The 22703-nt window shown below is 43.1% G+C and carries 14 protein-coding genes; 9 read left to right on the plus strand and 5 right to left on the minus strand.

Annotated elements, in window-relative coordinates:
• Positions 1–42: 42 nt before the first annotated feature.
• Positions 43–756 (minus strand): hypothetical protein, encoded by a 714-nt coding sequence (locus tag Q0791_RS00655; protein ID WP_299001827.1) that lies wholly within the window; start codon positions 754–756, stop codon positions 43–45.
• Between the two features lie 844 nt (positions 757–1600).
• On the opposite strand from Q0791_RS00655, the gene Q0791_RS00660 reads away from it, so the two are divergent.
• A complete protein-coding gene (locus tag Q0791_RS00660; RefSeq protein WP_299001828.1) occupies positions 1601–2479 on the plus strand; it encodes a ClpXP protease specificity-enhancing factor SspB in 879 nt (292 codons plus the stop codon).
• A gap of 561 nt (positions 2480–3040) precedes the next feature.
• On the opposite strand, the gene Q0791_RS00665 is transcribed toward Q0791_RS00660, so the two are convergent.
• From Q0791_RS00665 to Q0791_RS00680, 4 genes are all read right to left on the minus strand, one after another.
• Positions 3041–6094, minus strand: a complete 3054-nt coding sequence (locus Q0791_RS00665; RefSeq protein ID WP_299001829.1) for an efflux RND transporter permease subunit — start codon at positions 6092–6094, stop codon at positions 3041–3043.
• Complete coding sequence (locus Q0791_RS00670; protein ID WP_299001830.1) at positions 6094–9369, minus strand: efflux RND transporter permease subunit; 3276 nt, start codon at positions 9367–9369, stop codon at positions 6094–6096. The genes Q0791_RS00665 and Q0791_RS00670 overlap by 1 nt, the downstream gene beginning before the upstream one ends.
• A gap of 11 nt (positions 9370–9380) precedes the next feature.
• Positions 9381–10445: an efflux RND transporter periplasmic adaptor subunit gene (locus tag Q0791_RS00675; RefSeq protein ID WP_299001932.1), complete on the minus strand. Its 1065-nt coding sequence runs from the start codon at positions 10443–10445 to the stop codon at positions 9381–9383.
• Between the two features lie 316 nt (positions 10446–10761).
• Entirely contained in the window at positions 10762–12048 is a 1287-nt protein-coding gene (locus tag Q0791_RS00680) for a citrate synthase (protein ID WP_299001831.1), read from the minus strand.
• A 410-nt stretch (positions 12049–12458) separates the two neighbouring features.
• Between Q0791_RS00680 and sdhC the strand changes: the two genes are divergently transcribed.
• From sdhC to sucD, 8 genes are all read left to right on the plus strand, one after another.
• On the plus strand, positions 12459–12854 hold the full coding sequence (sdhC, locus tag Q0791_RS00685; protein ID WP_299001934.1) for a succinate dehydrogenase cytochrome b556 subunit: 396 nt from the start codon (positions 12459–12461) through the stop codon (positions 12852–12854).
• The gene (gene sdhD / locus Q0791_RS00690; RefSeq protein ID WP_299001832.1) at positions 12848–13195 is read left to right on the plus strand and encodes a succinate dehydrogenase, hydrophobic membrane anchor protein; all 348 of its coding nucleotides are present in this window, start codon (positions 12848–12850) and stop codon (positions 13193–13195) included. The genes sdhC and sdhD overlap by 7 nt, the downstream gene beginning before the upstream one ends.
• Complete coding sequence (gene sdhA, locus Q0791_RS00695; RefSeq protein WP_299001833.1) at positions 13196–14962, plus strand: succinate dehydrogenase flavoprotein subunit; 1767 nt, start codon at positions 13196–13198, stop codon at positions 14960–14962.
• A gap of 14 nt (positions 14963–14976) precedes the next feature.
• Entirely contained in the window at positions 14977–15684 is a 708-nt protein-coding gene (locus tag Q0791_RS00700; protein WP_299001834.1) for a succinate dehydrogenase iron-sulfur subunit, read from the plus strand.
• Positions 15685–15891: 207 nt separating this feature from the next.
• Positions 15892–18711, plus strand: coding sequence for a 2-oxoglutarate dehydrogenase E1 component (sucA, locus tag Q0791_RS00705; protein WP_299001835.1), 2820 nt, complete (start codon positions 15892–15894; stop codon positions 18709–18711).
• Positions 18712–18742: 31 nt separating this feature from the next.
• On the plus strand, positions 18743–19927 hold the full coding sequence (odhB, locus tag Q0791_RS00710) for a 2-oxoglutarate dehydrogenase complex dihydrolipoyllysine-residue succinyltransferase (RefSeq protein WP_299001836.1): 1185 nt from the start codon (positions 18743–18745) through the stop codon (positions 19925–19927).
• An 80-nt stretch (positions 19928–20007) separates the two neighbouring features.
• Positions 20008–21174, plus strand: coding sequence for an ADP-forming succinate--CoA ligase subunit beta (sucC, locus tag Q0791_RS00715; RefSeq protein WP_299001837.1), 1167 nt, complete (start codon positions 20008–20010; stop codon positions 21172–21174).
• Positions 21174–22046, plus strand: a complete 873-nt coding sequence (sucD, locus tag Q0791_RS00720; protein ID WP_299001838.1) for a succinate--CoA ligase subunit alpha — start codon at positions 21174–21176, stop codon at positions 22044–22046. The genes sucC and sucD overlap by 1 nt, the downstream gene beginning before the upstream one ends.
• Positions 22047–22703 lie beyond the last annotated feature (657 nt).

The following is a 22703-nucleotide window of genomic DNA, read 5'->3' on the forward strand; positions in this document are numbered from 1 at the left end:
GTAAAGGAGGTACCTTTCGCTTGTTTTCGTAGCAGTGCCTTGTTATGCATGGCTGCCATCCGGTAGTTTCAGCTCTAATTGATCATTGAACTCTTTTGGGGTGGTGATTAGCGCAATATCACTTAAATCACCCACATTTAAGTGATATGGGCCTGGTTCAGTGCTGTTTATATCAATTTTTATCCTGTACTCTCGTTGATGAGCGAACAAGCTACGCTTTTGATAACCGAGTTTGTTTTCCGGCATATTGCCATGAAATTCGTGTTCGTTGAAATAATCTACCAAACCAAGGTTGCCATTCACATTGAGCTTTTCAATTGCAGATTTACAGCGCTCGATAAATTTCGTCGCATTTATAATAACTACACAGAATTTTCCCAACCCAAAGCATGATTCATGGAGTGAAAGAGTGCGTTTAAATTCAGATAAAGTCTCGAAGGATACATTATGGTGACCTCGACTATTCAAGGAATATATGCAGAAAACATTATGATTTTGCAAATGATCACCATGCATAACTATTGGCGCTGCTAAATCAGATGCTGGAATAATATGATCGCCAACCTTTATTTCCCCCAACTTCTCTGGCTGGTAAAGAGCAATGATCCCTTCATATTCATCACCCCGTAACTCACCAGATTCATCCTTGTATTCCTTAAAGGATCGAATTGTATTCATGAACAACTTTCCATTCACAAAATCTTCTGCGTACTCTTTGTTTTCAAATAATTTTACGAAAGCAAATATAGTAGACACTCTTGCTCCTTAAGATGCATAACTGTAGTTGTTAAGCTTATTATCCAACACCAGCAGAATAATCTTCCAACCTGCTTAATATTAAGACGTTAACATACACTCCCAACACTTTGTTGTAAAATCGTTAAATGCTAAAGTAAGCGGTGGATAAGCATGAGGCAGTAAAAGAGACAATAGACAACTTTATGATGGCTTCTGCATGATAATAGTCACTACCCGTAATAAACAAGCTTTATCACTGGTAGCTGCCTCATGGGACAAACTTATTGGCACTATTTAGTTGTACTATTGTGGCATAAGCTTGAATTACCAATAACCCAATAAAAAGTCCTTTGCATGTCGGAATGGTCGAGGGCTGTATAATCCTTACTTTTTTAATCCCCCTTAATTTTTCATAAATCTCGGTAACAAATTTTTAGGCGCTTGATTAGCATTGACAAAGTGCACGCCTGCTCGATGGCGCAAACGATACAAGGCCTGATAACATAAGGGCACGAGAAACAAGCGAGTGATCGTTGAATAAGAGTAAGTCATTAATTTGGGGGCATTCATAGACGTGGGGATAAGCATAACTGTAACGAATGTATACTTTGGTGTGGCTACTGTTATCAACATTAAATTATGTTGTCAGTATTGGTGTTGATGTTTATATATATAGTGACTGACGGAGTGCTACTTTTTTGGGTTTGTGACTGCTTACTTAATCTTAAAGGTAGAGGGCAGGTGGAGCAGAGGGCGGAGTGAGTGTTTTAAGCAAAAGGAAAAATTTTTCAGCTATTTAAAAATATGATGTAATTTCATAAAATTTAAGCCTATTTTACTAGAGATGAATGACGGCGACCCTTTGAATACAATCAATATATCCCAAGTACAAAAAATAGGTGATTATCAGTTTGAACAACTCAAGACGACAGATCAGATCATTTTAAATGACAAAGTATATAACGTTAAGCTTCATGAGGATGGAGAATTTACTGTTGAAAGACAGTATACTGGAATTAGTGAAAATCTGTGCAGACCATTTACAGCAATAAAAGACTTTTTTGGAAGAATGTCTACCAGTGGTGAAAGTGCGACAGAAGAAAGGGCTGAACAAATGGCTCGTATCATTAATGACAATTCAACCATTAAGCTTAATCAGATTAAAAATAAAATGGGAATGACTTGTTTCGAAGGTGCAAACCGAGATGTTTATATAGATCAAGAGGGTAACGGATTTAAAGTATCAAAGAACAACCTAGAAGGGCGAGATATTGGTATTGCAAACACGAGTTTAAGATTAAATGATATTTACTCTAACCCTAATTTTTATGGCGGAAAATACGCACATTTAGCCACTAATGAAGTCAGGCGAGCGGTAGATGCTTCAGGAACAAAGATGACGATTTCAACTTTTTCAGTGATTAAAAACGCTGAGAATTTACAATTCACTAAGCTTGATGGCGGGGTCGTCAGCAATAAACCTTATGAGAAAATTCCCGAATCGGCTTTACAAGAGCTTAAAAATGCTGGTTTTCAAGCTTGGGACGTTAAGCCTGATAACTTTATAAAAATAAAGAACGAAACCGGAGGTTATGATTACTTGCCTATTGATGCAAAATTTATTGGAACATATGGTCGTGAACGTCATGATAGTATAAGAACAAACTATGTAGAAAGTCAGCAGCTTAAAACGGGTGATAAGTATGCCTTTGGAGAAAAGTTTGTTGATAAATATGCATAATATTCAGTATATTCTAAGTGAGTATCTTGTGTAAACAAGCGCATTTAACTTAATATTATTGTCACAGAATATTGAACGTCCTCAAATTAACCTGATGTGATGCCTATCGTCAGAGAAGAGGCCATCACATCAGGTCTGAGCGAGTACAATTTATTTTTATACCAATTCCATTATATAGATGATCAATTCAGAGCCTCTCAGGCTTTTCAATTCAAGGCGCATTTATGCTGTAATGGTGATTCCCTTTCAAGTGAATGCAACGCTGAAGTGGAATGTCTGAGAAGCTCACTTGTGCGGGTTTCAACATACTTTATGCTACGTTAGCTGCTTTCGATATAGAATGACTATTAGCTTCAATCATCTGCGACCGCCATGGATGGTGGGACTGTCTGTTGATGCAGGAGCAATTAACGACCTTGCCTACAGCATGTTGAATTCCCGCTGAAAGATCACTTATATAATGGAATTGGTATTATAACGACTCGCATTTGAATCTCATTGCGCATAATCGCTATTTTACTGTGCTTCTCATTACCTGTTTTTCACTCATTTTTTCATGAGCTATTTTCTCATGAACCTTGGCAATGCAATGTTAGCGGCTTGATTAGCATTGGCAAAGTGCACGCCTGCTCGATGGCGCAAACGATACAAGGCCTGATAACATAAGGGCACGAGAAACAAGCTAGTGATCGTGGAGAAGAGTAGGCCACCAATAATTGCGATGGCCATGGGGGCATAGGCTGGGCCACCGCCGCCCACTTGTGTGTCGCCTAAGGCCAAAGGTAATAAGCCCAGTACTGTGGTGGAAACGGTCATGAGCACAGGCCGCAGACGCGTGACACAGACGTTGGCAATGGCACTTGAAAGGGTGTTCAGTGAAGGGCGGTGTTGGTTGATTTGATCCACTAATACTATGCCGTTATTCACCACTATGCCCATTAAAATTAATATGCCTATCATGGGCATCATAGACAGTGGCGTATCGGTGAGCATTAAGGCCCAAAATACCCCAGTGATTGAAAAAATAATGGCATTAATAATGGCTGTGGGTAACAGCAGTGATTCAAACAGCGCGGCCATGACAATATAAATCATGGCGATAGCCAATAACATATTGGTGAGCATGATGTTCTTTTCTTCATTTTGCCGCTCAAACCCGCCAGTTAATGAATAACGATAACCGGGGGGAAAGTCAATGGTATCCATGATCTTGATGATTCGGCTTTGTGCGTCTTGTAGCGATAAATCATCAAGATTTGCGCCTATGGTTAAGGCTGTTTGCCTATCATAGTGGCGAATACTGTCAAATCTAGGCTGGATCTTAATTTGACTTAGACTATTTAAATCATAGACTTGTTGATTTATCCTAAGTATGGGCAAGGCTTTTAATTGGGATAAAGACAATTGTTCAGATGAAAGGCGCAGCTTGATGCGCAGCTCGCCATTAGGCGCGTGACGAAATGAGCGCAGCATTTGCCCACGTAGCGCGGTGGCAATATCTCGAGCGACACGCTCAAGGCTTAAACCAAGCCGCGCGATAAGCTGCCTATCAAGGGTGATGAGCACTTCTTGTTGGGCATTATTGACCTCTGAGCGCACATCACTTAAGCCTTCAATACGAGATAATAAGGGGACGACTTGTTCACTTAATTGCAATAACTTGTCGGTGGATTGACCGCTTAATGACACCCGTAATCCTTGATTTTGGTTTCCCCAGCCAAATTGAGGACTGGCCTGTGTGAAGGTGGGGAAATCTTGGCGTATGGCGTCTTTCAACTCATTAATACTGATAGGCAGATCCGGTTTGAGTAATAAGGTTGATTGTGCCGTGTCGGGGGCATAATAGCTGTAGATAGTATCGATATGAAAAGTGTCTTGGTGCGCATAAAGATAGGCTTCCATGCGGTCCACCATGGCTTTTGTCACATCGAGGTGATGGCGTCCTTTCACATTATAATTGATAAATAAGCGTTCAGTCCCTGGATTGTCATCTTGATCTTGTTTAACAAATTGCATGGGAATCGCCGTTGAGGCTAATAATAACAGCGCGATAAGACCGCCAGTTTTGGGATAATTTAATAAGCGACTCAGCCAGACTTGGTATGTGTGGGCGAGGCGGGAAGGATCGCTCTTTTTTGTCGGGGTAAAGTGGACTGTATTGAGCAGTAGAGGTATGAGTGTTTTGGCGAGCAACAAGGAGCTGCCTAATGCGATACAGATGGCGATGGCGACGTGCTCTAAAAACAAGGTGATTTCGACTTTTTCGCCGACAATATTGGGTAAAAAAACAATGGCCGTGGTTAACGTGCCTGCTAGCACGGCGAGGGAGACCTTATCGACGCCTTTTATTAAGGCCTGTGTTTGCAGCTGGCTGGATGTCACCTGTTGTTTTTCTTGTAAAATACTTTCTGTGATCACCACGGCATTATCGATGAGCATTCCCACGGCGAGTAACAATCCCATCATAGAGAGAATGTTGAGGCTGTAGCCGAGCAAATACATAATGGCCAGTGTGATGGCAATGGCGATAGGCACTGAGCTGACGACAATGAGGGTGGTTTTGAGATCTCGCAAGAATACATACAGCACTATAAAAGACAGTAGGGCACCGATGAGTCCTGCTGTTAGCAGATCCGATAGAGAAGATTTTACGCCATCGGCTTGATCTTCCATGATATAGACTTTAATGCCATCAAATTCACTGTTTTGCTGAGTTTGTTCTATTACCTTAAACACTCTGTCTGAAACGGCAACAAGGTTAGCCCCTGAAGCTTTAAAGACATCCAGTCCAATGGCAAACTGTCTGCCTAATAATCGCCCCTCAGTGGGTTCGGGGAGTTGGTAACTCACATCAGCAATATCCTCTAAGGTGATGTAAGGCGTAATGGGCAGTTTGGCAATATCATTGAGATTGCGATATTCACCTTGAGGAGAGAGTTGATAGATTTTATCTTGCGTGCGTATGGCTCCCGCATTGAGGATAAAGTTTTCTCGCGCTAGCCGCCCTGTGAGTGCCGTGATACTGACGCCACTGGCGGTAAGTTTTTTTCCATCGACTTGAATGCGGATCTGCTTTTTATCGACGCCGTAAAGGGTAACTTTTGACACGCCTTCAATGCGCTCTAAAGGTTTTTTTAATTGATGCTCAAGTAAATCATAGGCACCTGATAGAGCATGCTGACTCGAGAGTCGAATATTGATTAAAGGCAGATCCGATGTTGAAAACTGTCGAATAAAAATGCGTTCCACATCCTTTGGCAACAAGTGTCTCACGGCATCGATTTTCTCTCGAGCTTCCAAGCTTTTTGTGGCGATATCCTCACCCCACTTCATGATGAGCTCTATTTCAGCACCATCTTGACTCGATGTGGAGTTTAGCTCCTCGATGCCACTTAAGGTGGCAAGGGAGCCTTCTAATACACGAGTGATCTCCCGTTCAACTTCACGAGGAGTGGAGCCTTTATAGGGCACCTCTATCATCACTTGGGGAATATCAATGCCAGGGAGTAGCTCCAATGGCAGCAATTTCGTGGTGGCTAATCCAAATAATAAGGTGGCAATGAAGAATAAGCTGGTGGTGACTGGCCGCGTTAAGGCGATGTTTGTCAGACTCATTATGCTTCTCCCTTTTGCGGGGCTATTGAGGTATTAGCTTGAGTGTGAAACGCGCTTGCGGTTGAGAAGGACTTGCGGTCAAAGACGCTATAAAGCACAGGAAGCACTATGAGGGTCAGCAGAGTTGATAAAGTTAAACCAAAAATGACACTGATAGCCATAGGGGCTCGCACTTCGCTACCGTCACCGACTCCTATGGCCATAGGTAACAGGCCTAAGGTGGTGGTTAATGTGGTCATTAATATGGGGCGAAGACGAGATTGGGCCGCTTGAATAACGGCTTGGGATTTCGCCAAGCCATCACTTCGTAGCTGATTAATTCTATCAATGAGTACAATGGCATTGTTAACCACAATGCCGGCTAGCATGATGAGGCCAATAAATACCACGACACTCAGTGGTGTGTTGGTGAGGTATAAGCCAAGAATACTGCCCGCTAATGCCATTGGAATGGTGACTAAAATAAACAGTGGATGCACTAATGATTCAAATTGACTGGCCATGACGAGATAAACCAAAACAATGGCCAGTAGCAAAGCCATTTGGAGTGAAGTAAAGGCGGTTTGCATTTCTTCGTTTTGACCACCAAATCTCAGCCCTATGGTGTTAGGTAAAGGCTGGGTTGAAAGGAGCTGTTGTGCCTGTGCTACAGCTTGATTTAAGTTGCCGTAGGCAATATTGGCACTGACTAAGGCAATACGTTGTTGGTGAAGGCGATTGATGGCTGAAGGGCCTAATGTTAAAGACACATCCGCCACGGCGCTTAAGGGAATAGGGCGCTCGCTGTCAGGGTTAATGATCATACTGTCAATATCACTGATGCTATTGCGCTCAGTTAATTGACTGCGCACGAGAATATCGACTTTTCTGTCTTGAATCGTGTATTGGCTGGCAAAAGTTCCGCCAATTCGCTGGGCAATGCGTGTGGCGACAGTGGGAGCATCCATATTGAGCGCGGCAAGCCTTGCGTGATCAAATCGAATGCTGAGCTCAGGTTGACCTGAACGTAGGCTAGTGCGAACGTCGACAAAACGTTCATTCTGGCTGAGTACATCGACTAAGCGTTTTGAAACTTGTGTTAACTCTTTAATGTCATAACCACTGAGCTCGATTTCAAGGGGCGTGTTAAAACTGAACAAGCTGGGTTGTTCAATCTTAAGTTCAACCGATGGGATCAGCATGGCGGCCTGACGTAGGTGTTGTGACACTTTATCTAAGCCTTGCTTATGGGTTAATTTTACTTGTAATCGGCCCCAGTTTTCACCCCCTTGTTCGATATTGGAAGACATAAGCCCGCTACTGCCTGCTTGACTGAAAACTTGTTTGACCTCAGGCAGTGAGTCGATGGAGGCGGACAATTGTTGCAATACCTTATCGGTTTGATGGACGCGGCTGCCAGGTGGCAAGAGAATATCGGCATAAAAGGTGCCTTGATCCATAGTTGGAATGAGCTCCATGCCGAGTTTTGGTAGCAAGGATGTCGCTGCGATAGACAGGCTGAAGGCAATCACCAGTGAAGTCCATTGCCGATGCAGGGCCGCCTTGAGTATGATCTCATAATAATAATAAATTCTGCGATAGACGGCATCAAATAGGCTTAAAAAGGGCCTAAAGAGGCATTTTGCTAACCAAGTGATGACACGTATGAAGATTAAGCTTGCCGTTATCAGTGTAAAAGGAAGCGTGCGGCAGACAAAGTTTAGGGGAAAGGTGAGCCAGCGGTACCCGCTGGATTTTTCATTTTGAACAGGTCTCTTTTGGGGAGTGTTATTATGCGTTTGTGGCGATGGCTCAACACTTGCCCGCCAGCCTTTTCTTGAGGCAAGCATGGGAATGGTCGTCAAGGCTACGATTAAAGAGGCAATTAAGGCAAAGGTGACTGTGAGGGCTTGATCGGAAAACAGGGCGCCTGCCACACCATCGACAAAAATGAGTGGAATGAAGACAGCTAGCGTGGTCAAGGTTGATGCAAAAATAGCGCCTGAGACTTGTTTGGTGCCTGTGATGGCCGCTTGGGTTCTATTCATGCCTTCAGATTGGCAGCGCTTAATATTTTCCAGCACCACAATGGCATTATCCACTAATAAACCGACAGCAAGTGCGATGCCTCCCAGAGACATCATGTTTAAGCTGATGTCACTAAAATACATCATGTTAAAAGTGGCAATGACAGAAAAAGGAATGGCGATGGAAATGATTAAGGTTGGAATAATATCTTTTAAGAAAAAATAGATCACTAACATGGCCAATACACTGCCGATTAACGCCGTATTAATGACTTCATCTATGGCTTGGGAGATAAACTCGGATTGATCGAAGATGATTTCAAGGGATGCATCAGGATAAAGGGATTGTAGGCGGCTAAATTGTGCTTTTATTCGCTTTGCTGCGGCCACTGTGTTGGCATCACCTTCTTTATAAATGGCCAGTTCAATGGATTCTTGACCATTAATGCGCGTTATGTCGCTTCGCTCTTTGTGGGCATCCATAATATTAGCCACTTCAAAGAGTCGAATAAGTTGAGAACCATTGCGGTAAATGATGATTTGCTCGAGCTCATTTAAAGAAGAGAATTGATTCAATGTGCGAACTAAGTATTCTTTATCGCCTTGCAGGACTTTTCCTGCGGAAAGGTTGATGTTTTCTTGTTCGATACGGTTTTTAATGTCATTGGCATTGAGTTGTAGCTGACTGAGTTTGTATTGATCTAATTGAATGTGGACTTCTTGCTCTAAGCCACCAGAGAGCTTTACGGATGCGATTCCCTTGATGGACTCCAGTTCTCTTTTTAGCGCTTCGCTAGCATAAGTGCGTATGTGTTTCAGTTGTGCTTCACTGGCATTGGGAGTCGACAATGCCAGTCGTATAATGGGATCCAGATTGGGGTTAAATCTCAGTAACAAAGGCTTATCGATATCAAGGGGCAAGTTAATGGCTTCTAGCTTCTCTCTAATGGCTAAACTGGCCATGTTCATGTCAGTTCCCCATTCAAATTCTAATACCACATCGGATAAACCTGCGCGCGAGATAGAGCTTACCTGTCTAAGGCCTTTTACGATACCGAGGGCTTCTTCTATGGGTTTGGCGATCAGCTGCTCAATTTCAACAGGCGCTGCGCCGTCATAGAGGGTACGAATAGTGACACTGGGGTAGCTTAGATCGGGCAATAATTTCACGGCCAGTCTGGAAAATCCCACCATACCAAATAGCATAATGGCCAGCATGAACATCCACACACTGACAGGCCGCTTTACCGCAGTTTGAATAATAGACATGTCAATAATCCTTATTGATGGCTTGATGCTAAGGTCAGCGGATTAATGATTTCTACAAGAGATTGATCTTTTAGATTGTGCAGTCCATGGGTGACGACATTGTCTCCCAGTGCAATACCTGAGATGATTTCAACTGTGTTATCTTCCTTATATCCAATGGATACCGATTTTTTTTGCGCCTTATTGTCATTGACTATGTATATGGAGTACTGATTATCTTGATCTATGATGGCTTGTGCGGGAACAGTAATGACATTTTTATGGGTGTCGTAGCGAATTTCCACGCGAGTAAACATGCCGGCTTTGAGCTGTGCATCATGATTAGGAATAGCTAATGTGACTTTAAAAGTGCCACTTTGGGTGTCGATAATGGGACTGATGAGAAAAACCTTGGCATTGAGGGCAACATTTTTCTGGTGACTGGTATAAATCTTTGCCGTTTGTCCGAGTTGTAAAAAGGGCAGTTGTGCTTCGGGTAGGTGTACAATGGCATGTAGCTTTTCTTGGTTAACAACATAAAAAAGTTCATCAAACTCTTGTGCCATATTGCCTGCTTTAACGCTGCGTTTAGCCACAACGCCCTTAATAGGCGAGCGAATTTTACTTTCGGTTACCTGAAGCTGAGCCTCATCACGCTTGGCACGGGCGGAGAGTAATTTGTATTCTAATTTTGCCATGGAATCGGCGCTCACAAATTGCTTATTTTCAATCTGTTTTAAGCGTTGCAATTCTTGTTCAATGATTTGGGCTTCAGCTTGCAGATGGGCAAGAGAGAATGCTTGTCTTTTGGCATCAACCACTGCCATGATTTGACCTTGAGACACATTGTCACCTTCTTCTACTCTAAGCTCTGTGATCATGCCCGCAAGTCGAGTGACGACTCTAGCTTCCTTTGGTGCTTCTAAAATTGCCGTTGTGTTATAAAAGGAGGAGACGTCTCCTTGTGTCGCGACACGGGTTTTGACGGGGATGGCATATTCAGGTTCTGTTTGAGTTGTTTTGGTTTCGCTACAGGCGCTTAAAAACGTGATGAATAAGCAAGCCCATAGTGTATGGCGGCGAGCAGGGTGGTTCATGTTGATATCCTTAACGATGTTATTCTTCTTCATTGCTTTATTCCATTAAGCATTTACCGTGCCAACATTTATTTTATTTATATTCAATGGCTTACACTTATTGTTGCTGTAAGTTTTGTTTTTTGATTATTTTATGTGGTTAAATTGTTTAACTTGTGGTGAGTTTGACGAAAGTCAGTTGAATTAGTTCATATCTTTGATGAGAAAATGGTGTAAAAAGGTGGTAGGGTATCGAACGGTTTTTTTGAGGCCAATAAAAAAGGCGCTAATGGCGCCTTTTTATGTGTTAACTTATTACGATAGCTAACGAAATAAGTTAACGTTTATCTGCAGGAATAAAATCCCGTACAGCTTCACCAGTATAAAGCTGGCGAGGACGGCTAATTTTATGACCCGGTTGATCAAGCATTTCTTTCCAGTGCGTGATCCAACCCACAGTACGTGCAAGGGCGAACATCACAGTGAACATGCTGGTTGGAATACCGATGGCTTTCATGATGATCCCTGAGTAGAAGTCAACATTTGGGTATAATTTCTTAGATACGAAATATTCATCTTCAAGGGCGATACGCTCAAGTTCCATCGCGACATCTAACAAAGGATCGTCCACATTTAGCTCGGCCAGTACTTCATGACAGGTTTCACGCATGACCTTGGCACGGGGATCAAAGTTCTTATAAACACGATGACCAAAGCCCATCAAGCGGAAGGGGTCGTCTTTGTCTTTTGCACGAGCGATGAACTCAGGAATGCGATCGACACTGCCGATTTCTTCTAGCATGTTTAGACAAGCTTCGTTTGCGCCACCATGTGCAGGCCCCCAAAGCGAGGCAATACCCGCTGCGATACACGCAAATGGGTTTGCACCTGATGATCCGGCTAAACGTACCGTTGATGTAGATGCGTTTTGCTCGTGATCGGCATGTAGTATAAAGATACGATCCATTGCACGCTCTACAATGGGATTCACTTTATATTCTTCTGTTGGAACAGCAAACATCATGCTCAGGAAGTTACCAGCGTAACTTAAATCGCTGCGTGGGTAGATGAAGGGCTGACCAACAGAATATTTATAACACATGGCTGCGATAGTCGGCATTTTAGAAACTAAACGCAATACGGCTGTTTCACGATCTTGTTTATCGTTGACATCGAGAGAGTCTTGGAAAAACGCTGATAATGCGCCGGTGACACCACATAGCATAGCCATAGGGTGAGCAGAACGACGGAAACCTTTAAAAAAGGCGACTAATTGCTCATCGACAAGCGTATGTTTTTTGACTTTTTGTACGAACGCTGCGTACTGTTCTTTAGTGGGCAACTCTCCATAAAGCAACAAGTAACACAAATCTAAATAATCAGAATCCATGGCTAACTGATCAATTGGGTATCCGCGGTGTAACAGTATACCTTGATTGCCATCTATGTAAGTGATTGCTGATTCACATGAGGCTGTTGCTAGAAACCCTGGATCGAAGGTAAAGTGACCTTTACTACCTAGTTTACTGATGTCAATAACGTCAAATCCAGCAGTCCCTTTTTTGATAGGTAGCTCGATTGAGTCGTTTCCTGGTAGTTCCAATTTGGCTATATTTTCAGCCATACCTCATTCTCCTTACTTCATATCTTATTTTGAGTGCGGCTTATTAAGCGCTCAATACTCTACAGCGGATCGTGATCACATTTCAATTCAAATAAGTGTTTAAATTTTTTTTAACATAATTAAATTTGATTTAAGCATCTGTATAAAAAGGTTTTTACTCATTTTAAAAAGAAAAAAACTAAATTTGCATTATGTGACGTTTGTATTTGACATTAGCCGCGAGTATACTTGAGTCGGCTCATTTTAGAGCCACAAACATATTCGTTGAGAAACGACTTTTTCCTTGTTAATGAGTAGCTTCTAAAGCGTAAAATGTTTGTTTAAACTTTTCTTTTGTGACATTTTTAACTAAGCTAAATATTAGATTAATTTTTAATCAAAAGTAGTTCATATAACAAAAAACCAGCTCAATTGAGCAGAGTGAGCAGAACGTGAAAAAGCAAAGACCTGTCCATTTAGATCTGCAGACCATTCGCTTCCCTGCAACTGCGATTGCGTCAATCCTTCACCGAGTATCCGGTGTGATAATGTTGTTTGCCGTTGGCATTCTTATTTGGTTGCTAAATGAATCATTAGCTTCACCTGAGAGTTTTGCCAATGTCCAGTCTCTTTTTGATAACCTTTTAGTCAAGTTTGTTATCTGGGGTATTTTAACCGCACTGGGTTACCATCTCATTGTTGGCGTACGCCATCTAGTGATGGACGCTGGGTGTTGGGAAGAATTAGCTTCAGGTCAATTATCGGCTAAAATTGCGATTGCCTTGGCGGTCGTCTTTTCTATCATAGTGGGGATTTGGGTATGGTAACCAACGCAGCAAGCCTTGGACGCAGCGGTGTCCACGACTTTATTCTTATTCGTGCAAGTGCAATTATTTTAGCCTGTTACACCATTTTTATGGTGGGTTTTGTGGCTTGTAATTCCCCCCTCACTTATGACGTATGGCACGGGTTGTTCAGTGCTATACCAATGAAAGTGTTTACTATTTTGACGCTGATTGCCGTATTGGTCCATGCTTGGATTGGTATTTGGCAAGTGCTCACCGATTACGTGAAAAACGTGGCCGTTCGTGGCGTACTTCAGTTTGTTTTTGTCATTGCTGCGTTTTCGTATCTTGTCGCAGGCATATTAATTGTGTGGGGTGTATAAGTGAGTATTCCAGTACGCGAATTTGATGCAGTCGTAATTGGTGCTGGCGGCGCAGGCATGCGCGCGGCATTACAGATTTCTAAAGAAGGTAAGAGCTGTGCGCTTTTATCTAAAGTGTTTCCAACGCGTTCTCATACGGTATCGGCTCAAGGGGGTATTACGGTTGCTCTGGGTAATGCCCATGAAGATCACTGGGAACAACACATGTACGATACGGTCAAAGGTTCTGATTTTATCGGCGACCAAGAAGCTATCGAATTCATGTGTAAAACAGGTCCTGAAGCTGTCATTGAATTAGAGCAGATGGGTCTGCCTTTTTCACGTTTCGATAATGGTACCATTTACCAACGTCCTTTTGGCGGCCAATCAAAAAACTTTGGTGGAGAACAAGCGGCAAGGACTGCGGCGGCTGCTGACCGAACGGGTCATGCATTATTACATTGTTTATACCAGCAAAATGTGAAGCATCATACTCAAGTTTTTTCTGAGTGGTATGCACTCGATTTAGTCAAAAATGAAGATGGCGCCATCGTAGGTTGTACCGCAATTGATATTGAAAGCGGCGACATAGTTTATTTTAAAGCCAAAGCTACAGTACTTGCTACTGGCGGTGCTGGCCGTATTTTTGCTTCAACCACCAATGCCCACATTAACACAGGTGATGGCGTTGGTATGGCCATGCGCGCCGGCGTGCAAATGCAAGACATGGAAATGTGGCAGTTCCACCCAACGGGTATTGCTGGCGCAGGTGTATTAGTGACGGAAGGTTGCCGCGGTGAAGGTGGCTACCTGCTCAACAAAGATGGTGAGCGCTTCATGGAACGCTATGCACCCAATGCGAAAGATTTAGCCTCTCGTGATGTGGTTGCCCGTTCTATGATGACTGAAATTCGTGAAGGTCGTGGTTTAGATGGTCCTTTAGGCCCTCATTGTTTACTTAAACTTGATCATTTAGGTAAAGAAACCTTAGAAGCGCGTCTACCGGGTGTGTGTGAATTATCCCGTACCTTTGCCCATATCGATCCTGCCGATGGTCCCATTCCTGTCCTGCCAACCTGTCATTATATGATGGGTGGTTTGCCCGCTAAAGTCAGTGGACAAGTTATTCGTAAAAATACCGATGGCAGCGAAAGCGATGTTGTTGGTCTATTTGCTGTGGGCGAAATTGCCTGTGTGTCTGTGCATGGTGCGAACCGTCTAGGTGGTAACTCTTTGCTTGATTTGGTGGTATTTGGCCGCGCTGCTGGGCATCACCTTGGTGAGGCTCTGGATGCGACTGCGGATCCTAAAGATGCGACGGATGCTGAGATTGAAAAATCACTTGAGCGTATGAAGCGTTGGGAAAATAACAAAGAAGGTGAAGATCCTGCGCAAATTCGCAAGGACCTGCAACTTTGTATGCAATTAAACTTCTCAGTATTTAGAAGTGGTGATGCGATGGCAGAAGGCTTAAAGGAGCTTAAAGCCATTCGTGAACGTTTGCAAAATGCTAAATTATCTGATAATTCAACAGAATTTAATACGCAACGTATTGAATGTCTAGAATTGGATAACTTAATGGCAACTGCAATTGCGACGGCTTATGCGGCGAATTTCCGTACAGAAAGTCGAGGTGCTCATTCACGTGAAGATTACCTTGAGCGTGATGATGAGAATTGGCTATGCCACAGTCTGTTTGATCCTGAAACGGAACAGATGGATCGCCGTGCTGTTAACATGGAGCCTAAGCTTCGTGATGCGTTTCCACCTAAAAAACGTACCTACTAGTAGGAGTAGTTGAGATGAAATTGGATATTGCCGTTTATCGCTATAATCCAGATGTAGATACTAAGCCCTACATGAAGGATTATACGTTAGAAGTGGCTGAAGGTACTGATATGATGGTACTGGATGTGTTACTTCAATTGAAAGAACAAGACCCAAGTTTGGTGTTGCGTCGTTCTTGCCGTGAAGGGGTATGTGGCTCTGACGGCGTGAACATGAATGGTAAAAATGGTTTAGCGTGTATTACGCCAATTTCGACCTTTAAAGGGAAGAAAATTGAAATTAGACCTTTACCAGGTATGCCGGTTATTCGCGATCTTGTTGTTGATTTAACGCAATTTTATACTCAGTATGAAAAAATTAAGCCTTACCTAATCAATGATGAGAAAGCCCCTGCTCGTGAGCATTTACAATCACCTGCAGAGCGTGAGCATTTAGATGGATTATATGAGTGCATTATGTGTGCTTGTTGCTCGACTGCGTGTCCTTCTTTCTGGTGGAACCCAGATAAGTTCATCGGTCCTAGTGGCCTGTTGCATGCTTATCGTTTCTTGATTGATAGTCGTGATACGGCGACAGAAGAGCGTCTGTCTGACTTAGATGATGCCTATAGTGTCTTTAGGTGTCATGGCATTATGAACTGTGTGGATGTATGCCCTAAAGGCCTGAATCCAACGAAAGCCATTGGACATATTAAGTCTATGTTGCTTAATCGCGCAGTTTAAGTGCCTGAAGTCGGGTTAATGGATTCCATTCGCCCGATGAGGAGCCATATCATGCTTGTGGCTCTCTTTGCTTGACTAGAGTATGACAAGGTGCCGTACATCTTCATTGTTTGAAGCGGCAAAGAGTGCACTTTCGATGTATGACTGTTGTTTGTGCATATTGACAATTTTGGCTAAACACGTGTATCAAGTTTGTAAGGAATAGAAATGCACCAAGGCATCATGAAAGCCTGGCTCGAGTCATCTCACTTAAATGGGGCTAACTCGACCTATGTAGAACAGATGTATGAAGCCTATCAAGAAAACCCTCAGTCAATTCCAGAAGATTGGCAGACGGTGTTTGATAATCTCCCTTATGTGAATGGTAATTCTGCAGAAGTACCTGAAGCGGTTCACTCTAAAGTTCGAGACTATTTTCGCAGCCTCGCATTAGAAGGGCATCACAAGAGCTCAGCTCGAGTGAGCGATCCTGATGTTGATGCTAAACAAGTCAAAGTCCTGCAACTTATTAATGCTTATCGATTTCGTGGTCATCAAAGTGCAAACTTAGATCCCCTCGGTTTATGGGATCGCGATAAAGTATCTGAATTGGATCCGAGTTTTCATGGCTTAGACAGCGATGATATGCAACGTGAATTCAATACTGGCTCTTTTGCGCACGGTGGCGATACATTAAAGCTTATCGATCTCGTTAACGCACTCAAGTCCACTTACGGTGGGTCGATTGGTGCGGAATACATGCATATTACGGATACTGACGAAAAACGTTGGATCCAACAGCGTCTTGAGCCTTCATTGGGTCGAGGACAATATAGCAAAGATGATAAAAAGCGTGTTCTTGAGGGGCTCAATGCTGCGGAAGGATTAGAGAAATATCTCGGCGCTAAATTCCCAGGTGCAAAACGTTTCTCACTTGAAGGGGGTGATGCGCTTGTCCCTATGATGAGAGAAATCATTTATCGAGCGGGTGATGCTGGCACTAAAGAAGTGGTGATTGGTATGGCTCACCGCGGACGTTTAAATGTGTTAGTGAACGTGCTAGGTAAAAAACCTTCTGAGCTTTTCGATGAGTTTGCGGGTAAACACGAGATCAATAATGGCTCTGGCGATGTGAAATACCATCAAGGTTTCTCATCAGATTTTGAAACGCCAGGCGGTAATGTTCACTTAGCATTGGCCTTTAACCCATCGCATCTTGAGATTGTTAACCCTGTTGTGATGGGCTCAGTACGTGCTCGACTGGATAGACGCGGTTGTGATACCGGATTGCAAGTTTTGCCTATTACCATTCATGGCGATTCAGCGATTGCGGGGCAAGGGATAGTACAAGAGACATTTAATATGTCTCAAACCCGTGGTTTTAAGGTGGGCGGCAGCATTCGCATTGTGGTGAATAACCAAGTGGGCTTTACGACCTCAAATCGTGAGGATGTGCGTTCAACAGAGTATTGCACCGATATTGCGAAAATGGTGCAAGCGCCGATTTTCCACGTGAATGCGGACGATCCTGAAGCGGTGGCTTTTGTGTCTCAGTTGGCTGTTGATTATCGTAACGAGTTTAAGCGTGATGTGGTGATTGATTTAGTGTGTTATCGCCGCCATGGTCATAACGAAGCGGATGAGCCGAGTGCGACTCAGCCTTTGATGTACGCTAAAATCAAAAAACATCCCACGCCACGTAAGATTTATGCGGAGCGTCTCATTGCTGACCAAACCTTAGCCAGTGATGAAGTGACGGCCATGGTGAATAATTATCGTGACGCTCTAGATCAAGGTAATTGTGTTGTTAAAGAACGCCGTGCAACGACGCAACATTCAGGTGACTGGGGGCCTTATATTGGCGCTGAGTGGTTTGATACCTATGCTGGCGAAATGCCAATGGCACGTCTGAAACACTTAGCCGAAAAAATTAGCTATGTACCAGAATCCCATAAATTGCAATCTCGTGTGGCTAAAATTTATAAGGATCGCGCTCTGATGGCGCAAGGTGAAAAACCGCTTGATTGGGGATTTGCTGAAACCTTAGCGTATGCGTCTATTTTAGAAGATAATAAGCGCGTTAGGATCACAGGCCAAGATTCTGGTCGTGGGACTTTCTTTCACCGTCATGCGGTGTTGCATAATCAAAATGATGCAACAGCCTATTTGCCACTGCGTAACATCACTGAAGAGCAAGGTCCTATTGATATTACCGACTCGGTGCTATCTGAAGCGTCAGTACTTGCCTTTGAATATGGCTATGCTACCGCAGAGCCGGGTGGTTTAACCATTTGGGAAGCGCAATTTGGTGACTTTGCTAACTGTGCGCAAGTGGTTATTGATCAATTCTTATCATCGGGTGAGCAAAAATGGGGACGCTTATGTGGCTTGACCATGCTATTGCCTCATGGATATGAAGGTCAAGGTCCTGAGCATTCCAGTGCCCGTTTAGAGCGTTTTTTACAGTTATGTGCTAACCATAATATGCAAGTGTGTATACCCTCAACACCTGCGCAGGTTTATCACATGCTTCGCCGTCAAGTGGTGCGTCCAATGCGCCGTCCTTTGGTGGTTATGTCACCAAAATCACTGCTTCGTCATCCATTAGCGGTGTCCAGTATGGAAGAGCTTGCTGAAGGAACATTTAAAAATGTGATTGGTGAAATCGATAGCTTGGATGCCAGTAACGTCGATCGCGTCGTATTTTGTAGTGGTAAAGTTTATTTTGAACTGCTTGAAAAACGTCGTAAAAACAATATTGATAATGTTGCCCTTATTCGTATTGAACAGTTATACCCGTTCCCACGAGAAGAAGCATTAGCCGCGTTGAGCGATTATAGCCATGTGACTGATTTTGTTTGGTGTCAAGAAGAACCACAAAACCAAGGGGCTTGGTATTGCAGTCAGCATCATTTCCGTGGAGTGATCCCTAAGGGAGCGGAGCTGAACTATGCAGGTCGTGACGCCTCTGCCGCACCCGCTTGTGGTTATCCGGCATTGCACGCAGAGCAACAAGAATCTTTGATTAATAGCGCATTAAAACTCTAGTAATAGACATATTTTAAAAGGATAGTGATCCATGAGTATCGACATTAAGGTACCCGTACTACCAGAATCTGTTGCTGATGCAACGATTGCCACTTGGCATGTTCAAGCCGGTGAGCAAGTGTCTCGCGATCAAAATTTGGTTGATATTGAAACCGATAAAGTGGTGTTAGAAGTGGTTGCCCCTGAAGATGGGCACATTGTAGAGTTTTTAGCTGAAGAAGGTGACACAGTTCTTGGTGAAGCTTTAATTGCTAAGTTTGTAGCAGGTGCTACGGCGGGTAAAGAAGTGACTAAAGCGGAAGCGGAAGCGGCAACGCCCGCACCAGAAGCGTCTGATGAGAGCAGTGATGCATTGAGTCCCTCTGTGCGCCGCTTAATTGCTGAGCATAATGTTGATGCGAGCAAACTTAAAGGCACGGGTGTGGGTGGACGTATCACAAAAGAAGATGTTGAGTCTTTTGTGAAAGCACAAGCTAAACCTGCTGCAGCGCCAGCTGCAGTTGCGCCATTAGCTGAGCGCAGCGAAAAACGTGTTCCTATGACACGCCTTCGCAAAACCATTGCAACTCGTTTGCTAGAAGCGAAAAATTCCACAGCCATGTTAACGACATTTAATGAAGTTAATATGAAGCCAATCATGGATATTCGTAAGCAATATCAAGAAGTGTTTGAAAAACGTCATGGTATCCGTTTGGGCTTTATGTCTTTTTATATCAAAGCCGTGACTGAAGCACTTAAACGTTTCCCTGATGTGAATGCGTCTATCGATGGTGATGATATTGTCTATCATAACTATTTTGACGTGAGCATTGCCGTTTCAACTCCTCGTGGTCTTGTGACGCCTGTATTACGTGATACTGACAAAATGAACTTGGCTGAAATTGAAAAAGCCGTACGTGAATTGGCTATTAAAGGTCGTGATGGCAAGTTGTCGGTTGCTGATATGACAGGTGGTAACTTTACTGTGACTAATGGTGGTGTGTTTGGCTCATTGATGTCGACACCGATTTTGAATCTACCACAAAGTGCTATTCTTGGCATGCATGCCATTAAAGATCGTCCTATGGCGGTGAATGGTCAAGTCGAAATTTTGCCCATGATGTACCTCGCATTATCTTATGACCACCGTATTATTGATGGTCGTGAGTCTGTTGGCTTTTTGGTTGCGATTAAAGACTTCCTAGAAGATCCAACACGTCTGTTACTTGACTTGTAGGTTAAAGTTCAGACAGTACCCTCGTGGCAGGCTCGATTGGGCCTGCTAAACATTGAAAAGTAGTATACGGATAGATCATCATGAATTTGCATGAGTATCAGGCAAAATCTTTATTTGCCGAATATGGTTTACCAGTGTCAGAAGGTTTTGCATGTGATACAGCTCAAGAAGCTGTTGAAGCGGCAGGCCATATTGGCGGTGATATGTGGGTTGTTAAGTGTCAAGTACACGCAGGCGGCCGTGGTAAAGCAGGTGGCGTAAAAGTCACTGGCGATAAAGACGAAATTAGAGCATTTGCTGAACATTGGTTAGGTAAGAATCTTGTTACTTATCAAACTGATGAAAAAGGCCAGCCAGTCGCTAAGATTTTAGTTGAAAGCTGTACTGACATTGCAAATGAATTATACCTAGGTGCCGTCGTTGACCGTGCGACTCGTCGTGTTGTGTTCATGGCATCAACAGAAGGTGGTGTTGAAATTGAAACTGTGGCGGAAGAAACGCCAGAGTTAATCCATAAAGCCATCATCGATCCTTTAACAGGTCCTCAGCCTTATCAAGCCCGTGATCTTGGCTTCAAATTGGGGTTAAACCCAACGCAAATGAAGCAGTTCACTAAGGTGTTCATGGGTCTTGCTAAAATGTTTGAAGATCATGATTTCGCGTTACTTGAAATCAACCCTCTGGTGATTACTGATGAGGGGAATATTCATTGCTTAGACGGTAAAATTGGTATCGATGGCAATGCATTATTCCGTCAACCTAAAATCCGTGACATGCATGATCCTTCTCAAGATGATGCTCGTGAAGCTCATGCGGCTAAATTTGAACTTAACTATGTGGCATTAGACGGTAATGTTGGCTGCATGGTTAATGGAGCAGGTCTTGCGATGGGAACCATGGACATCGTTAACCTTCATGGTGGCAAGCCAGCCAACTTCTTAGATGTAGGCGGCGGGGCGACGAAAGAGCGTGTTGCTGAAGCATTTAAAATTATTCTTTCTGATGATAACGTTAAAGCCGTTCTTGTGAACATCTTTGGTGGTATCGTTCGTTGCGATATGATTGCTGAAGGTATCATAGGTGCAGTGAAAGAAGTGGGCGTTGAAGTGCCTGTTGTGGTTCGTCTTGAAGGGACGAATGCTGATCTTGGCCGTGAAGTATTGGCTAATTCAGATCTTGATATCATCGCTGCTACAAGTCTAACTGACGCGGCTGAGCAAGTTGTTAAAGCTGCGGAGGGCAAATAATGTCTGTCTTAATTAACAAAGATACTAAAGTTATCTGTCAAGGTTTTACTGGCGGTCAAGGGACTTTCCATTCTGAGCAAGCTATTGATTACGGTACTCAAATGGTCGGTGGCGTGTCTCCAGGAAAAGGCGGTCAAGTGCATTTGGGACTTCCCGTTTTTAATACAGTAAAAGATGCGGTTGCCGAAACAGGTGCGACTGCTTCTGTTATTTACGTGCCTGCACCTTTCTGTAAAGATGCGATTCTAGAAGCAATTGACGGTGGCATTGAGCTTATCGTTTGTATTACTGAAGGGATCCCAACGTTAGATATGCTTCAAGTTAAAGTGAAACTTGAAGAAACTGGTGTTCGCATGATTGGTCCTAACTGCCCAGGTGTTATCACGCCGGGTGAATGTAAAATTGGGATCATGCCTGGTCACATTCATAAGCCGGGTAAAGTGGGTATTGTTTCTCGCTCTGGTACATTAACCTATGAAGCGGTTAAGCAAACGACTGACGAAGGTTTTGGTCAATCAACTTGTGTGGGTATTGGTGGCGATCCAATTCCTGGCACTAACTTCATTGACGTATTGGAAATGTTCCAAAACGATCCACAAACAGAAGCCATTGTTATGATTGGTGAAATTGGTGGTACAGCTGAAGAAGAAGCAGCAGCATACATCAAAGCTAACGTGACTAAGCCTGTTGTGTCTTACATTGCGGGTGTGACTGCACCTGAAGGTAAGCGTATGGGCCATGCTGGTGCCATTATTGCTGGCGGTAAAGGTACGGCTGAAGATAAGTTTGCCGCTCTTGAAGCAGCAGGCGTTACCACAGTGCGTTCACTGGCTGATATCGGCAGTGCCCTGCGTACTAAAACAGGTTGGTAATATTTAATTGATGGTTAACCATCAATTAATAAGCTATTGCAAGACATAAAAAGCGCCGAAAGGCGCTTTTTTTATGTCTTGCATTGTGAGACTTCTAAGAACTACGCCTTGCTTAGTTTAACTTGCTAAGGTGAGAGGCGATTAGGGGGCTAAGCAATGGACGACTCTTTAATTTGGAAAGCTGGCCTTATTTTCGTCAATAATAATGAAAGTTAGTGATGTAAAATTTACCAATGACGAATAATTAGCATGCTCGGAAGTGGTCTAGAGTGAGAACTCTAGGATTGTTGTCATTAAGCTTATTAGCTGAGACATTAGGAACTATTAAGCGCTATACAGGTTTTCTGTCACGTACAACTGTAAGCTTTTACTCGTAAAATACAGTCTATTTAGTAGCATTACAAAAAATTGGCCTAAAACTGACTTCTCTATGTTCATAATGCTTCTCTTTCAAAAGAAACTAATAGAAAAATATCAGTTTATTGTATAAAACCATTTTTTAACTATTGTTTTTATCGTTCTGATTTTTAATGTTTAATTTATAATCTTCTGCTGAGTAATTTTTTGGTTGTTTATTTGTGTTAATTATGTGAATAAATTTTCAGCGTTCAATTTTTTTATAATGGATATCGTGTTTATTTTTCAGTATGCTACTGA

Origin of the sequence: uncultured Shewanella sp., assembly GCF_947495455.1 — a bacterium.
In the GTDB taxonomy this organism is placed as follows: domain Bacteria; phylum Pseudomonadota; class Gammaproteobacteria; order Enterobacterales; family Shewanellaceae; genus Shewanella.

Coding starts and splice junctions, on each gene's coding strand:
- Q0791_RS00665 (WP_299001829.1), bottom strand. CDS start 6,094: ATGAGTCTGACAAACATCGCCTTAACGCGGCCAGTCACCACCAGCTTA.
- Q0791_RS00670 (WP_299001830.1), bottom strand. CDS start 9,369: ATGTCTATTATTCAAACTGCGGTAAAGCGGCCTGTCAGTGTGTGGATG.
- Q0791_RS00675 (WP_299001932.1), bottom strand. CDS start 10,445: ATGAACCACCCTGCTCGCCGCCATACACTATGGGCTTGCTTATTCATC.
- Q0791_RS00680 (WP_299001831.1), bottom strand. CDS start 12,048: ATGGCTGAAAATATAGCCAAATTGGAACTACCAGGAAACGACTCAATC.
- sdhD (WP_299001832.1), top strand. CDS start 12,848: ATGGTAACCAACGCAGCAAGCCTTGGACGCAGCGGTGTCCACGACTTT.
- Q0791_RS00700 (WP_299001834.1), top strand. CDS start 14,977: ATGAAATTGGATATTGCCGTTTATCGCTATAATCCAGATGTAGATACT.
- sucA (WP_299001835.1), top strand. CDS start 15,892: ATGCACCAAGGCATCATGAAAGCCTGGCTCGAGTCATCTCACTTAAAT.
- odhB (WP_299001836.1), top strand. CDS start 18,743: ATGAGTATCGACATTAAGGTACCCGTACTACCAGAATCTGTTGCTGAT.
- sucC (WP_299001837.1), top strand. CDS start 20,008: ATGAATTTGCATGAGTATCAGGCAAAATCTTTATTTGCCGAATATGGT.
- sucD (WP_299001838.1), top strand. CDS start 21,174: ATGTCTGTCTTAATTAACAAAGATACTAAAGTTATCTGTCAAGGTTTT.